This window comes from Escherichia sp. KTE31 (genome assembly GCF_000407925.1).
Taxonomy (GTDB): Bacteria; Pseudomonadota; Gammaproteobacteria; order Enterobacterales; family Enterobacteriaceae; genus Escherichia; species Escherichia ruysiae.
Genome location: NZ_KE136726.1, coordinates 1071637 through 1085195, shown reverse-complemented (window position 1 = coordinate 1085195; position 13559 = coordinate 1071637). Strand labels below are relative to the sequence as shown.

The window sequence follows — 13559 nt, the reverse complement described above, 5'->3', positions numbered from 1 at the left end:
CTTATCTTCCCAACCACGGCTGTGGATTGACCGCCTGACCCTGGCGGCGAATTTCGAAATAGAGTGAAGGCCGACCCTGACCGCCACTGCTGCCCACCAGTGCAATTGGCTGACCCGCGCGAACCTGCGAACCAACGCTCACCAGTGCGCTCTGATTATAGCCATAAAGGCTCATATCGCCTTTACCGTGCTCAACCACCACCACCAGGCCGTAGCCTTGCAGCCAGTCAGCCAGAATCACCCGACCGTCGGCAATCGCTTTAACTTCAGTACCTTCAGAGGCACCAATCACCATCCCTTTCCAGCGCAGCTCACCCTGTAGCTGTTCGCCATAGCGGTGCAGCGTCGGCCCGCGAACCGGCCAGAATGCCTGACCACGCGGCGCACCCAGACCACCGGTTCGGGACATCAGTGATTTTTCGCTTTCAGTCGGTTTGTAGGTGGTGCCTTTGCGCGTCGCTTCTTTTTGCCTGTCGCGAACAGCCTGAGCCTCACGCGCTTCTCGTTCAGCACGTGCTTTCGCTGCCGCTTCTGCACGAGCAATGCTATTGCGCAGACGAGATTCGTTGGCGCGCAGTTCACTTAGCTGCTGCTGACCTTGTTGAATGGAAGACTCCAGCCCTGCCAGCGTCTTCTTACGCTCGTTCAGCGCCTGGGTCAGCTTCGCCTGCTGAGCGCGTTGTTCGTATAACAGCGTTTGTTGCTCGCTCTGTTTCTCTTCCAGCTCGGCGCGCTGCATGGCGACTTCTGCGCGTGTTTGCTTCAGTTCGGCGATGGTTTCTTGTCGCGCCTGGTTGAGATAGCCGAAATAAGCCTGTAAACGCTGACCGCGCTGGCTTTCTTCACCGCTGAGAATGAGCTGTATACCCGTATGCTCACCCTGGCGAAATGCGGCGTCCAGTTGCGCAGCGAGACTGCGTTCCTGAGCCGCTTTTTGCTGTTCCAGTTTGGCAATCGAGGCGTTCATCTCATCAATCTGTTTATTCAGTTGATTGAGCGTATTTTGCGTTTCGCGCAGCTTACGAGTGGCTTCGGAGATCGCCTCTTCCTGCTTTTTCAATTGTGCCAGCAGGCTTGAGCGTTGTTGCTGTTGTTGGCGTACCGCACGCTCTTTGGCAGCGATATCAGCCTGAATAGACTTGAGTTGGTCACGGTCATCCGCGTGGGCAGAAAAAGTGCACAACAATACGCCAGCGCAAAGAACGCTGGCGTAAATGATGGGCCTGACTGCAAACCTGCGCGGTTTCGTGGCCCGTGTCATGGTATTAATCGCCTTTCCCCTCATGGGGAGGGATTATTCCACGATGAACAGCGGCTTACCAGTCATCTCTTGCGGGATTTCCATACCCATTAAAGAGAGCATGGTCGGCGCGATGTCAGAAAGTTTGCCACCTTCAACTGCTTTCACGTTCTTATCGCCAACGTAAATCAGCGGAACAGGCAGGTTGGTATGCGCCGTGTGAGCCTGACCAGTAGCCGGATCGCGCATCTGTTCAGCGTTACCGTGGTCAGCGGTGATCAGCAGTTGTCCACCCACGGACTCAACAGCTTTGGTCACTTCTTCCACGCAGTGATCCAGTGCTTCAACCGCTTTAACCGCAGCTTCCATCACCCCGGTGTGACCTACCATGTCGCCGTTCGGATAGTTACAGATGATGGTGTCGTATTTGCCGCTCTTAATTGCCGCAACCAGCTTCTCGGTCAGTTCAGCGGAGCTCATTTCCGGCTGCAAATCGTAGGTAGCCACTTTCGGCGAGTTGATCAGAATGCGATCTTCGCCTTTGAACGACTCTTCTACGCCACCGTTAAAGAAGAAAGTGACGTGGGCATATTTTTCGGTTTCGGAAATACGCAGCTGAGTTTTGTCGTTTTTCGCCATCCACTCGCCGAAGGTGTTAACCAGAGAGGCTGGTGGGTAAGCAACGGCGGTTTTGATGTCGGCGGCGTATTCGGTCAGCATCACGAAATCGATGTTAACCACTTTCTTACGCGCGAAGCCGTCGAAATCAGCGTTTACAAATGCACGAGTGATTTCACGCGCGCGGTCAGCGCGGAAGTTCATGAAAATCAGCGCATCGCCGTCTTCCATCGCTGCATCTGGCTGGCCTTCAGCACGAATAACGGTCGCTTTCACGAACTCGTCGTTTTCGTCGCGAGCATAAGCGGCCTGCAAACCAGCAACGGCGGTATCAGCCTGGAACTCACCCTGCGCCAGAGTCAGCAGGTCATAAGCTTTTTCAACGCGATCCCAACGGTTATCGCGATCCATCGCGTAGTAACGACCAATAATGGACGCTACGCGGCCTTTACCCAGCGCGGCAAATTTCTCTTCGAATTTTTTCAGCGAGGATTCAGCACTGCGCGGCGGGGTGTCACGACCGTCAAGGAATGCGTGCAGGTAGATTTTCTCTGCACCACGTTCAGCTGCCAGCTCTACCATTGCCATGATGTGATCTTCGTGGCTGTGTACACCGCCTGCGGAGAGCAGACCCATGATGTGTACCGCTTTGCCCGCGTTCTTCGCTTTATCTACCGCGCCAGTCAGCGTCGGGTTGGCGAAGAAAGCGCGATCTTTGATTTCAACATCCAGACGAGTCAGGTCCTGATACACGATGCGGCCGGCACCCAGGTTAACGTGACCTACTTCGGAGTTACCCATCTGACGGTCAGGCAGACCGACTTCCAGACCGGAAGCGTCGATCAGGGTATGCGGACGATTGGCCCACAGTGCATCCATTACCGGGGTTTTAGCACTAAAAATGGCGTTATCCTGCTGTTCTTCGCGATAGCCATAGCCATCCAGAATCACCAGTACCATAGGTTTTTTAGAAACCGACATTGCGACAACCTCATACTCAAGAGTCAAAATTTGCGTAATTTTACTACAGCTGAATCGATAAAATAGCCTCTGAAGATCAAAATATACGACCGCTCGCGGCAAGCTGATGCCAGATTTGCGATTTTTTTTCGTAGCGTGCCGCAAAATTGCATTCCAGTGCACGCGCTGGCTGTATTTGCCGCAACGCGCAGGTATACTCCTTCCCTGGTTTTTAATCACTACGTCGGGAGTTATTACCCCCCATGCAAGAAATTATGCAATTTGTTGGCCGTCATCCCATACTGAGTATCGCCTGGATCGCGTTACTGGTGGCGGTTCTTGTTACTACGTTTAAGAGCCTGACCTCGAAAGTGAAGGTAATTACTCGTGGTGAAGCTACGCGTCTGATCAACAAAGAAGACGCAGTGGTTGTGGATTTACGTCAGCGTGATGACTTCCGTAAAGGCCATATCGCAGGTTCTATCAATCTGTTGCCGAGCGAAATCAAAGCCAACAATGTTGGTGAACTTGAGAAGCACAAAGACAAACCGGTTATCGTGGTAGACGGTTCTGGTATGCAGTGCCAGGAGCCTGCAAACGCGCTGACGAAAGCAGGGTTTGCGCAAGTATTCGTGCTGAAAGAAGGCGTCGCTGGCTGGGCTGGTGAAAACTTGCCTCTGGTGCGCGGCAAATAATTTACCTGTCGTCTTTCATGCCGCAGGCAGTTAGCTGTAATTAGACCCCCAGCGACTTATTGATATAAGCTTCTGGGGACACACTATTTGTCGCTACCCTGCAACATAAAACTACAGGTAAAAAAACAGGAGCTAAGTTATGGCCAATGTTGAAATCTATACCAAAGAAACCTGCCCGTATTGCCATCGTGCGAAAGCACTGCTGAGCAGCAAGGGCGTGAGTTTCCAGGAGCTACCGATTGATGGCAACGCCGCTAAGCGTGAAGAGATGATCAAACGCAGTGGTCGCACCACGGTTCCGCAGATTTTTATTGACGCACAGCACATTGGCGGCTGTGACGACTTGTATGCATTGGATGCACGTGGTGGACTGGATCCCCTGCTGAAATAACGTATTAACGTTGGCATTACACTGCGCAGTATTTAAGGACAACACTTAAGGGTTTTCTACACATGTCAGAACAAAACAACACCGAAATGACCTTCCAGATCCAGCGTATTTATACCAAGGATATTTCTTTCGAAGCGCCGAACGCGCCGCACGTTTTCCAGAAAGATTGGCAGCCAGAAGTTAAACTTGATCTGGATACGGCATCTTCTCAACTGGCAGATGACGTTTACGAAGTGGTACTGCGTGTTACCGTAACGGCATCTCTGGGTGAAGAAACCGCGTTCCTGTGCGAAGTTCAGCAGGGCGGTATTTTCTCCATCGCGGGTATCGAAGGCACCCAGATGGCACATTGCCTGGGCGCATACTGCCCGAACATTCTGTTCCCGTATGCTCGTGAGTGCATCACCAGCATGGTATCTCGCGGTACGTTCCCGCAACTGAACCTTGCGCCGGTTAACTTCGATGCGCTGTTCATGAACTATTTACAGCAGCAGGCTGGCGAAGGTACTGAAGAACATCAGGATGCCTGATGAACCAACGTAATGCTTCAATGACTGTGATCGGTGCCGGCTCGTACGGCACCGCTCTTGCCATTACCCTGGCAAGAAATGGCCACGAGGTTGTCCTCTGGGGCCATGACCCTGAACATATCGCGACGCTTGAACGTGACCGCTGTAACGCCGCGTTTCTCCCCGATGTGCCTTTTCCCGATACGCTTCACCTTGAAAGCGATCTCGCCACCGCACTGGCAGCCAGCCGTAATATTCTCGTCGTCGTACCCAGCCATGTCTTTGGTGAAGTGCTGCGCCAGATTAAACCGCTGATGCGCCCTGATGCGCGCCTGGTGTGGGCGACAAAAGGACTGGAAGCGGAAACCGGACGTCTGTTACAGGACGTAGCGCGCGAGGCGTTAGGCGATCAAATTCCACTGGCGGTTATCTCTGGCCCAACTTTTGCGAAAGAACTGGCGGCAGGTTTACCGACGGCCATTTCGCTGGCTTCCACCGATCAAACCTTTGCTGATGACCTCCAGCAACTGTTGCACTGTGGCAAAAGTTTCCGTGTTTACAGCAACCCGGATTTCATTGGTGTCCAGCTTGGCGGCGCGGTGAAAAACGTCATTGCCATTGGCGCGGGCATGTCCGACGGTATCGGCTTCGGGGCGAATGCGCGAACGGCGCTGATCACCCGTGGTCTGGCTGAAATGTCGCGTCTGGGCACGGCGCTGGGCGCCGATCCTGCCACCTTTATGGGCATGGCAGGTTTGGGCGATCTGGTGCTTACCTGTACCGACAACCAGTCGCGTAACCGCCGTTTTGGCATGATGCTCGGTCAGGGCATGGATGTACAAAGCGCGCAGGAGAAGATTGGTCAGGTGGTTGAAGGCTACCGCAATACGAAAGAAGTCCGCGAACTGGCACATCGCTTCGGCGTTGAAATGCCAATAACCGAGGAAATTTATCAAGTATTATATTGCGGAAAAAACGCGCGCGAGGCAGCATTGACTTTATTAGGTCGTGCACGCAAGGACGAGCGAAGCAGCCACTAAACCCAGGGAACCTTTGTTACCGCTATGACCCGGCTCGCGCAGAACGAGCCGGTCATTATCTCATCGTGTGGAGTAAGCAATGTCGTGTGAAGAACTGGAAATTGTCTGGAACAATATTAAAGCGGAAGCCAGAACGCTGGCGGACTGTGAGCCAATGCTGGCCAGTTTTTACCACGCAACGCTACTCAAGCATGAAAACCTTGGCAGTGCATTGAGCTACATGCTGGCGAACAAGCTGTCATCGCCGATTATGCCTGCTATTGCTATTCGTGAAGTCGTTGAAGAAGCCTACGCCGCCGACCCTGAAATGATCGCTTCTGCGGCCTGCGATATTCAGGCGGTGCGCACCCGCGACCCGGCAGTCGATAAATACTCAACCCCCTTGTTATACCTGAAAGGTTTTCATGCCTTGCAGGCGTATCGCATCGGTCACTGGCTGTGGAATCAGGGGCGTCGCGCACTGGCTATTTTTCTGCAAAATCAGGTGTCTGTGACTTTTCAGGTCGATATTCACCCAGCGGCAAAAATTGGTCGCGGTATCATGCTCGACCACGCGACAGGCATCGTCGTTGGTGAAACAGCGGTGATTGAAAACGACGTGTCGATTCTGCAATCCGTCACTCTTGGCGGTACGGGCAAAACCAGCGGCGACCGTCACCCAAAAATTCGTGAAGGCGTGATGATTGGCGCGGGCGCGAAAATCCTTGGCAATATTGAAGTCGGGCGCGGTGCGAAGATTGGCGCGGGTTCTGTAGTGCTGCAACCAGTGCCGCCGCATACCACCGCTGCTGGCGTTCCGGCACGCATTGTCGGTAAACCAGACAGCGATAAGCCATCAATGGATATGGATCAGCATTTCAACGGCATTCACCATACGTTTGAGTATGGGGATGGGATCTGACGTCCTGCGATCGTGCCGGATGCGATGCTAACGCATCTTATCCGGCCTGGCGAAACTAATCTCTTAATACAGCTCCCGGATACCCCAACTGCCGCCAGGCTTCATACACCACGACCGACACCGCATTGGACAGGTTCATGCTGCGGCTGTCCGGCACCATCGGAATCCGAATTTTTTGTTCAGCGGGCAGGGCATCAAGAATGCTCGCTGGCAGACCGCGTGTTTCCGGACCGAACATCAGATAGTCACCATCCTGATAGCTTACGGCGCTATGGGTGGGCGTACCTTTCGTGGTGAGGGCAAACAGACGCTGGGGATTTTCTGCTTCGAGGAACGCGCTATAGTCATGATGACGCGTAACGGCGGTAAACTCGTGATAGTCCAGCCCCGCGCGGCGCAGGCGCTTATCGTCCCAGGCAAATCCCATCGGTTCGATGATATGCAGACGAAAGCCGGTATTGGCGCAAAGACGGATGATGTTGCCAGTGTTTGGCGGAATTTCTGGTTCGTAAAGTACGATGTTTAGCATACTGCCCCCTTAGTGCGGGGGCAGGATAGCAGATATTCATCTAACCCTTAAGCTGCATTCCCTTTCGCCATCGGAGCCAGCGCCGTCGGCAACTCTTTGCCCAACCCCTGCACCAGCGAATCTTGCGTAATTTCACCGATCGATTTCGCGCCAGTCAGTGTCATTGCCACTTTCATCTCTTTCTCGATCAGGTTCAGCAAGTTCGCCACGCCCGCCTGGCCCGCTGTTGCCAGCGCATACAGGAAAGCACGACCCAGCAGTACGGTATCGGCACCGAGCGCGATCATACGCACAACATCAAGCCCGTTACGAATGCCGCTATCTGCCAGAATGGCGATATCGCCTTTCACCGCATCCGCAATAGCAGGCAGCGCACGGGCAGAAGAGAGTACGCCATCTAACTGGCGGCCGCCGTGGTTAGAAACCACAATCCCGTCAGCGCCAAAACGCACTGCATCACGCGCATCTTCCGGGTCGAGGATCCCTTTGATCACCATCGGACCATCCCAGAAATCGCGGATCCACTCAAGGTCTTTCCATGAGATGGACGGATCGAAGTTATTTCCCAGCCAGCCGATGTAATCTTCCAGTCCGGTCGGTTTGCCGAGGTAAGCCGAAATATTACCTAAATCATGCGGACGACCGTTCAGGCCGACATCCCACGCCCATTGCGGATGCGTCACCGCCTGCAAGTAGCGGCGCATTGCGGCATTCGGGCCGCTCATACCAGAGTGTGCGTCACGATAACGTGCGCCCGGCGTCGGCATATCCACGGTGAAAACCAGTGTCGAGCAACCCGCTGCTTTTGCCCGTTCCAGCGCGTTACGCATAAAGCCGCGATCGCGCAGCACATAAAGCTGGAACCACATCGGACGTTTGATAGCTGGAGCGACTTCTTCAATCGGGCAAACTGAAACCGTTGAGAGAGTAAACGGAATGCCGTGAGCATCAGCCGCTTTGGCAGCCTGAACTTCACCGCGACGTGCATACATGCCGCACAAACCCACCGGAGCCAGCGCCACCGGCATCGACAGCTTTTCATTAAACAGCGTCGTTTCCAGGCTTAAGTCGGACATGTTTTTCAGAATGCGTTGGCGCAGCGCCACTTCTGACAAATCCTCCACGTTGCGGCGCAGCGTGTATTCAGAATATGCACCACCATCCATATAGTGGAACAGGAACGGCGGCAGAATGCGTTGCGCTGCGGCGCGATAATCGCTGGCTGCGGAAATAATCATGCGTTTTTCTCCCTCGAATGCTCATTATGCTCACCGGGCAGGCGGGTAATGCGTGCACGGCGAGCCTGATCTTCATCGAATCGTTTCATGGTGGTGTGGACAAAGCTGAGGTGCGCCATCATTGCTTTACGCGCACCGTCGGCATCACCGGCAAAAATGGCGTTAATGACTGCCTGATGCTGTTCAGTCAGTTGCGAAAAAACGGGCGGCACCAGATACATCCGCTGACGACTTTGCATCACTGAAGATTGCAGGACATCAAAGAAACCGCGCATGGTTTGCAGCAGCACGATGTTATGTGAGGCTTCGGCAATTGCCAGATGAAAACGAACGTCCGCTTGCGAGGCGAGATCCGGGTCTTCACTCAGCGTCGCTTCAAAGCATAGCTGTATCTTTTCTTTATCGGCTTGTGTGGCGCGCATTGCTGCGTGCCAGGCGGTGCTGGCCTCAATGGCGTAGCGGGCTTCCAGAATATCGAAGCTGTAATCCGGATCATCAGCCATCAGCGTTTTCAGCGGCTGGACGATGTTTTGCTCCGACCACGCGTCATGACGCCAGCGAATAAACGTCCCGCCACCGCGACGACTAAGAAGCACACCTTCACTGACCAGTTTCGCCAGCGCCTCGCGCAGCGAATTACGCGACACGCCGAGCTGCATCGCCAGTTGGCGTTCAGCGGGCAACTTCATGCCCGGTTCCAGATTTTGTTCATCAATCAGCGCCCGCACACGGGAAGCAACCTCGTCTGACAGGCGTCTGGGTATAACCATCATTACGGAATCATCCACGTTAAGACGTAGGCCTGAAGCGTGGTAATCACGCCCACCATACAGGTGAATATCAGGCTGTGTTTGACAGTAAAGCGGAACAGATCTGACTCTTTGCCCACGAGTCCTACCGCCGCACAGGCAATGGCGATGGACTGCGGAGAGATCATCTTGCCGGTGACTCCGCCGGTGGTGTTGGCAGCAACCAGCAACAGATCAGAGACGCCAATTTGTTGTGCTGCGGTGGCTTGCAGCGCGGCAAACAGGGCGTTAGATGACGTATCCGACCCGGTCAGGAATACCCCCAGCCAGCCGAGGAACGGCGAGAAGAAGGTGAATGCATGACCGGTGTGCGCCAGTGCCAGCGCCAGCGTTGACGACAGCCCGGAATAGTTTGAGATAAAGGCGAAAGCCAGCACCATGCCGATGGAGTAGATGGGTAGCGCCAGTTCTTTCAGTGTGCTGCCGAAGGTGCTGATGGCGTCAGAGGGTTTCATCTTCAGCCAGACGATAGAGAGCAGCGCAGCAAACAGAATGGCGGTTCCGGTGGCAGAGAACCAGTCAAACTTAAATACGGCGGCGTAGGCAGTGGCTTCGCTGACCACCGGCGGCATACGGGCAACCAGTTTGTCGAGATACGGCACCGGAATGTTGATGACCCACTCATACAGCGCGCCACCCGAAGCGAACAGGGCTTTAAACGGTGGAATACTCCACAGCGTTACGGTGGCGGTCAGGAACAGGAACGGTGTCCAGGCACGCAACACCTGACCCGCCGTATAACCGGTATGAGCCAGCGTCATATCAACTTGCGATGCACCCAGATCGCCGAAGCGGAAAACGCGCACCGGCTGCCAACGTTTCAGGAACAGTGTCAGGCAGAGCAGCGATACCAGCGAAGAGATAATGTCCGGCAGTTCTGGCCCAATAAAGTTAGAGCTAAGGTACTGTGCGATGGCAAACGAGCCACCCGCAACCACGACCGCAGGCCACGTCTCTTTGATACCGCGCCAGCCATCCATAATCGCCATGATCCAGAACAGGACGATAATGGTCATAAACGGTAGCTGACGACCCACCATCTGGCCAATCTCAAAGCTGTCGATGCCTGTCACCTGTCCGGCAACCAGAATCGGAATGCCCATCGCGCCAAATGCCACCGGCGCGGTGTTAACAATCAGGCACAGCCCGGCGGCGTACAGCGGTTTAAAGCCCAGCCCGACCAGCAATGCGGCGGTAATTGCCACTGGTGCGCCAAAGCCTGCGGCACCTTCGAGAAATGCGCCGAAACAGAAACCGACGATCAGCATTTGCAGGCGCTGGTCAGGGGTTATTGAAAGAATAGACGAGCGGATGATGTCAAACTGTCCGGTTTTCACCGAGATCTTATAGACGAACACCGCTGCAATAATGATCCACGCGATGGGCCACAAACCGTAGAAGAAGCCATAAACCACTGAGGCCAGCGCATTGGCGACCGGCATTTTGTAGAACAATAGCGCGACGGTCAGAGCGATAACGACTGTCCATGTGGCGGCGACATAGCCTTTTAGTTTGAGCTTAATAAGCGCAAAGAAAAAAAACAGGATGGGAAGCGATGCTATCAGGCTGGAAAGCCAGATGTTCCCGGCAGGATCGTAGTTTTGTTGCCAGAGATTCATTGCAGGTCTCCTGGAGGCCACGCACATTGTGTGATGAGTCTGTTGCTCATCTGCTTGTCACACGTTGTGTAAAAGTGGCACTGCCAATTTTGTTGTGTAGGGATAATGACAATGAATGGTTAACTAAATGTTATGCATTGGCAACATTGATGTGAGTTTTAATTGGGGAACTGTGAACCAGAGGTCAGATAAGCGAAGAATTGGTAGGGCCAATTCCTGGTGGAGGGAGATGTCTGGTAAAGAAAAGGGCAATCCTCATCAGAGAATTGCCCTTAGATTGTTGACCCGGAGCGCCTTATCTTGCCGGATGCGGCGTGAACACCTTACTCGGCCTATAGGAATGTGCAGAATCACCCTGTAGGCCTGATAAGCGTAGCGCATCAGGCAATTTGGCGTTTGCCCTTCGTCACACTAACTTAATGAGTCATTACCACTGAATACCGGCACCGAGTGCGGCGGAGTATTCACCCTGGCTATTGGTACTACCTTGTAATTTGTAGACCCAACGACCGTTGGCGCTCACCATCGACACACCTAAAGCAACTGCCGATTCACCGTTGTAAGTACCGCCACCAATGGAGGCCATGCTGGCACCCGGCGTGTAAGCCTGCGGCAGACCGGTCATCGCCATTGCAGAAGCGATACCACCGCTCAACTTGCTTTCGGTTTTAGACAGTTTGTTATCCATCTCAACCATGCGCTGATCGGTGTATTGCTTCGTTTCCTGCACGCTTTGCTTCAACTGCGCGTAGTTCACCGCGTCGTTGTTTTCCACGCCAGCGGAAACGTTGCTGATGCGAGTTGTACCGCCCTTGCCACCACCGAGAGTGATGTTGCTGTAGTCTACAGAGCCGTCAGCGTTGGTGTTATAGCGCACACCGCCTGCTTCAGAAGACTTCAACTGCGCAACGTTAACCGCGTCGGTAGCATTTTTACCAGCGGCAACGTTGGTGATACGGCGTTGGTTAGTGGAAGAACCTACGGAGATCGTATTTTCTTCGTTTGCCACAGAGCCAGTGCCCAGCGCGACGCTGTTATCAGCGGCAGCAATAGAGCCAGAGCCAATCGCGACACTATCTTTACCCTGCGCGTTAGCATCTACGCCATCGGTGTTGGTCTTGAAGTACTTGGTGCTACCGGTAGTTACGATATCGGCAACGCCATTCTCAAGGGTAGTCACACGAGAATCGAGATTAGTTACCTGATTGTTCAGGTTAGTTATGCTCTGGGTGTTCTGGGAAACCTGCGCGTCTGTCACTTTCAACTGACCCACGTTAACCGCATCGGTATCCGCTGAACCCGCTGCGACATTGGTGATCTGACGTTGACCATCGTCACTGCCAACAGAGAACTCACCCACAGAGTTCTGCGGTGCGTCCATGTTGTAGGCGGTGTAGCCAGTCTGTGCGCCGCGAGTGGTCTGAGAACCATTACCCATTGCAATACTGTTTGCATGGTTGGCGCGTGCGTTAGAACCGATAGCAATACCGTTGATGGCATCTGGCAGAACCAGAGTGTTCAGGCCGATACCAATACCCGCGTCAGCATTAACGATAGTTTTCGCGCCCATCGCCAGCGAGTCAGTACCTACCGCCAGTGAATCTTCTTCCGTTGAGTTGGCATGGTAGTACTTGGTCGGCGTAGTGGCGACCGCACCAATGGCGTTTTGCAATTGGCGTACAGTCACGGCGTCATGGGATTCAGTACCATCAGCAACGTTGATGATTTGACGATATTTACCATCATCGCCAATCGACAATGCGCCAAGCAGTTCGCCGTCTGTGGTGTCGTAACCAATCACAACGCCTTCTTCGGTTACGCTGGTGTTACGAGAACCTTTAACAATCACACGACTGGAGACGGATTCGCTACCCAGCGCGATACCAGTATCAACGCTGCTGCTGCTATTCTGACCAATTGCGACACTGCTTTCGCCGGAAGCGACAGCGTTATAGCCCACCGCTGTAGCGCCAGTACCTGATGCGCTCGCATCAATAAAGGTTAAGCCGGTGTCATTAGTACGCGCATAGTTCAGACCCGCACCGTTCTCTTCGATGTAGTCTATGCTGGTATTACCGGCAATCTGGTTGATGATCTCATTTTGCTGATTGATCAACGTGTTGGTGGCGAACAACTGTGAACCATTAATTGCATCAGTACTGGTTTCAGAAATATCACCATTAGCAACATTAGTGATTACGCTGGCTTTGCCGTCGCGGCTGGCGCTGAACGCACCATCTTCACCGGCGGTTGCGTCCCAGAGCAGTGCATCATCCAGGGTTGAGTCGATCGCGTCCAGAGCATCACCGACGTTATTGTAATCGGTGTTGGCAATGGAGTACGTCGGCGCACTGATGCTACCGTCAGCATTTACTGCGGCACCACCGCCCAGAGCATCAACAACAGAGTTGCTCACACCGTAGAGTTGTCCACCATTGATGGCATCGGTACTGGTTTCAGAAACGACACCGCTTGCGACATTGGTAATTTTGCTGGCATTGCCACCGTGACCGGCGCTGAATGCACTTGCAGTTTCATCCCACAGCAGAGCGTCGCCCAGTGAAGTGCTAAATGATGTGTTAATCGCCGACAGGGCATCACCTACGTTATCGTAGCTGGTGTTACCGATAGTGTACGACGGGCCAGTAAATACACCGTTTTCATCAACTGAGGCGTTACCGCCAAAATAGTCTGCCAGTGAATCACTTAGGCTAAACAGTTGCCCACCGTTAACGGCGTCAGTACTGGTAGACGATATTGTTCCAGCGGTGACATTAGTGATTTTGTTGGTGGCTTCGGTGCCGTGTGCGGCAGTAAATGCGCCTGTGGTGTCATCCCATTTCAGCGCATCTTCACCGAGGTTGTTCACTGTATCGGTCAGGTTGTTGATGTTGGTGGTGTTAGCAGCGATGTTAGTGGTGTTGGTTGCCACGTTGTCGTTAGTGGTTTTCAACTGAGAGCCGTTAACGGCATCTTTACTGTCAACAGTCAAATCACCGTCTTTAACGTT

General features: G+C 53.6%; 12 protein-coding genes. 5 read left to right on the top strand and 7 right to left on the bottom strand.

Annotation, left to right across the window (positions count from 1 at the left end):
• Nucleotide 1 precedes the first annotated feature (1 nt).
• Together envC and gpmM are read right to left on the bottom strand one after the other, a co-directional pair.
• The gene (gene envC, locus WES_RS00685; RefSeq protein ID WP_016159958.1) at nt 2-1261 is read right to left on the bottom strand and encodes a murein hydrolase activator EnvC; all 1260 of its coding nucleotides are present in this window, start codon (nt 1259-1261) and stop codon (nt 2-4) included.
• Between the two features lie 33 nt (nt 1262-1294).
• Nucleotides 1295-2839 carry a 2,3-bisphosphoglycerate-independent phosphoglycerate mutase gene (gene gpmM / locus WES_RS00690; protein WP_010349900.1) on the bottom strand — a complete coding sequence of 515 codons (1545 nt, stop codon included), beginning with the start codon at nt 2837-2839 and terminating at the stop codon, nt 1295-1297.
• Between the two features lie 242 nt (nt 2840-3081).
• Between gpmM and WES_RS00695 the strand changes: the two genes are divergently transcribed.
• The 5 genes from WES_RS00695 to cysE all read left to right on the top strand — a co-directional run bounded on the left by WES_RS00695 (nt 3082) and on the right by cysE (nt 6354).
• On the top strand, nt 3082-3513 hold the full coding sequence (locus tag WES_RS00695) for a rhodanese-like domain-containing protein (RefSeq protein ID WP_001156181.1): 432 nt from the start codon (nt 3082-3084) through the stop codon (nt 3511-3513).
• 139 nt (nt 3514-3652) lie between these two features.
• Entirely contained in the window at nt 3653-3904 is a 252-nt protein-coding gene (gene grxC / locus WES_RS00700) for a glutaredoxin 3 (protein ID WP_000024392.1), read from the top strand.
• Nucleotides 3905-3966: 62 nt separating this feature from the next.
• Nucleotides 3967-4434, top strand: a complete 468-nt coding sequence (secB, locus tag WES_RS00705; RefSeq protein ID WP_000003377.1) for a protein-export chaperone SecB — start codon at nt 3967-3969, stop codon at nt 4432-4434.
• Complete coding sequence (gpsA, locus tag WES_RS00710) at nt 4434-5453, top strand: NAD(P)H-dependent glycerol-3-phosphate dehydrogenase (protein WP_001076199.1); 1020 nt, start codon at nt 4434-4436, stop codon at nt 5451-5453. The genes secB and gpsA overlap by 1 nt, the downstream gene beginning before the upstream one ends.
• A 79-nt stretch (nt 5454-5532) precedes the next feature.
• Entirely contained in the window at nt 5533-6354 is an 822-nt protein-coding gene (gene cysE, locus WES_RS00715; RefSeq protein WP_001277564.1) for a serine O-acetyltransferase, read from the top strand.
• 55 nt (nt 6355-6409) lie between these two features.
• Here cysE and trmL read toward each other — a convergent pair whose 3' ends face one another.
• The 5 genes from trmL to WES_RS00740 all read right to left on the bottom strand — a co-directional run.
• On the bottom strand, nt 6410-6883 hold the full coding sequence (gene trmL, locus WES_RS00720) for a tRNA (uridine(34)/cytosine(34)/5-carboxymethylaminomethyluridine(34)-2'-O)-methyltransferase TrmL (RefSeq protein ID WP_000932356.1): 474 nt from the start codon (nt 6881-6883) through the stop codon (nt 6410-6412).
• Nucleotides 6884-6930: 47 nt separating this feature from the next.
• The gene (gene lldD / locus WES_RS00725) at nt 6931-8121 is read right to left on the bottom strand and encodes a quinone-dependent L-lactate dehydrogenase (RefSeq protein WP_016159959.1); all 1191 of its coding nucleotides are present in this window, start codon (nt 8119-8121) and stop codon (nt 6931-6933) included.
• Nucleotides 8118-8894 carry a transcriptional regulator LldR gene (gene lldR, locus WES_RS00730; protein WP_010349909.1) on the bottom strand — a complete coding sequence of 259 codons (777 nt, stop codon included), beginning with the start codon at nt 8892-8894 and terminating at the stop codon, nt 8118-8120. Before lldR ends, lldD begins: the two co-directional genes overlap by 4 nt.
• The gene (lldP, locus tag WES_RS00735; protein ID WP_016159960.1) at nt 8894-10549 is read right to left on the bottom strand and encodes an L-lactate permease; all 1656 of its coding nucleotides are present in this window, start codon (nt 10547-10549) and stop codon (nt 8894-8896) included. The genes lldR and lldP overlap by 1 nt, the downstream gene beginning before the upstream one ends.
• 427 nt (nt 10550-10976) lie before the next feature.
• The coding region (locus WES_RS00740; RefSeq protein ID WP_016235267.1) for a YadA family autotransporter adhesin at nt 10977-13559 on the bottom strand (2583 nt) is incomplete at its 5' end.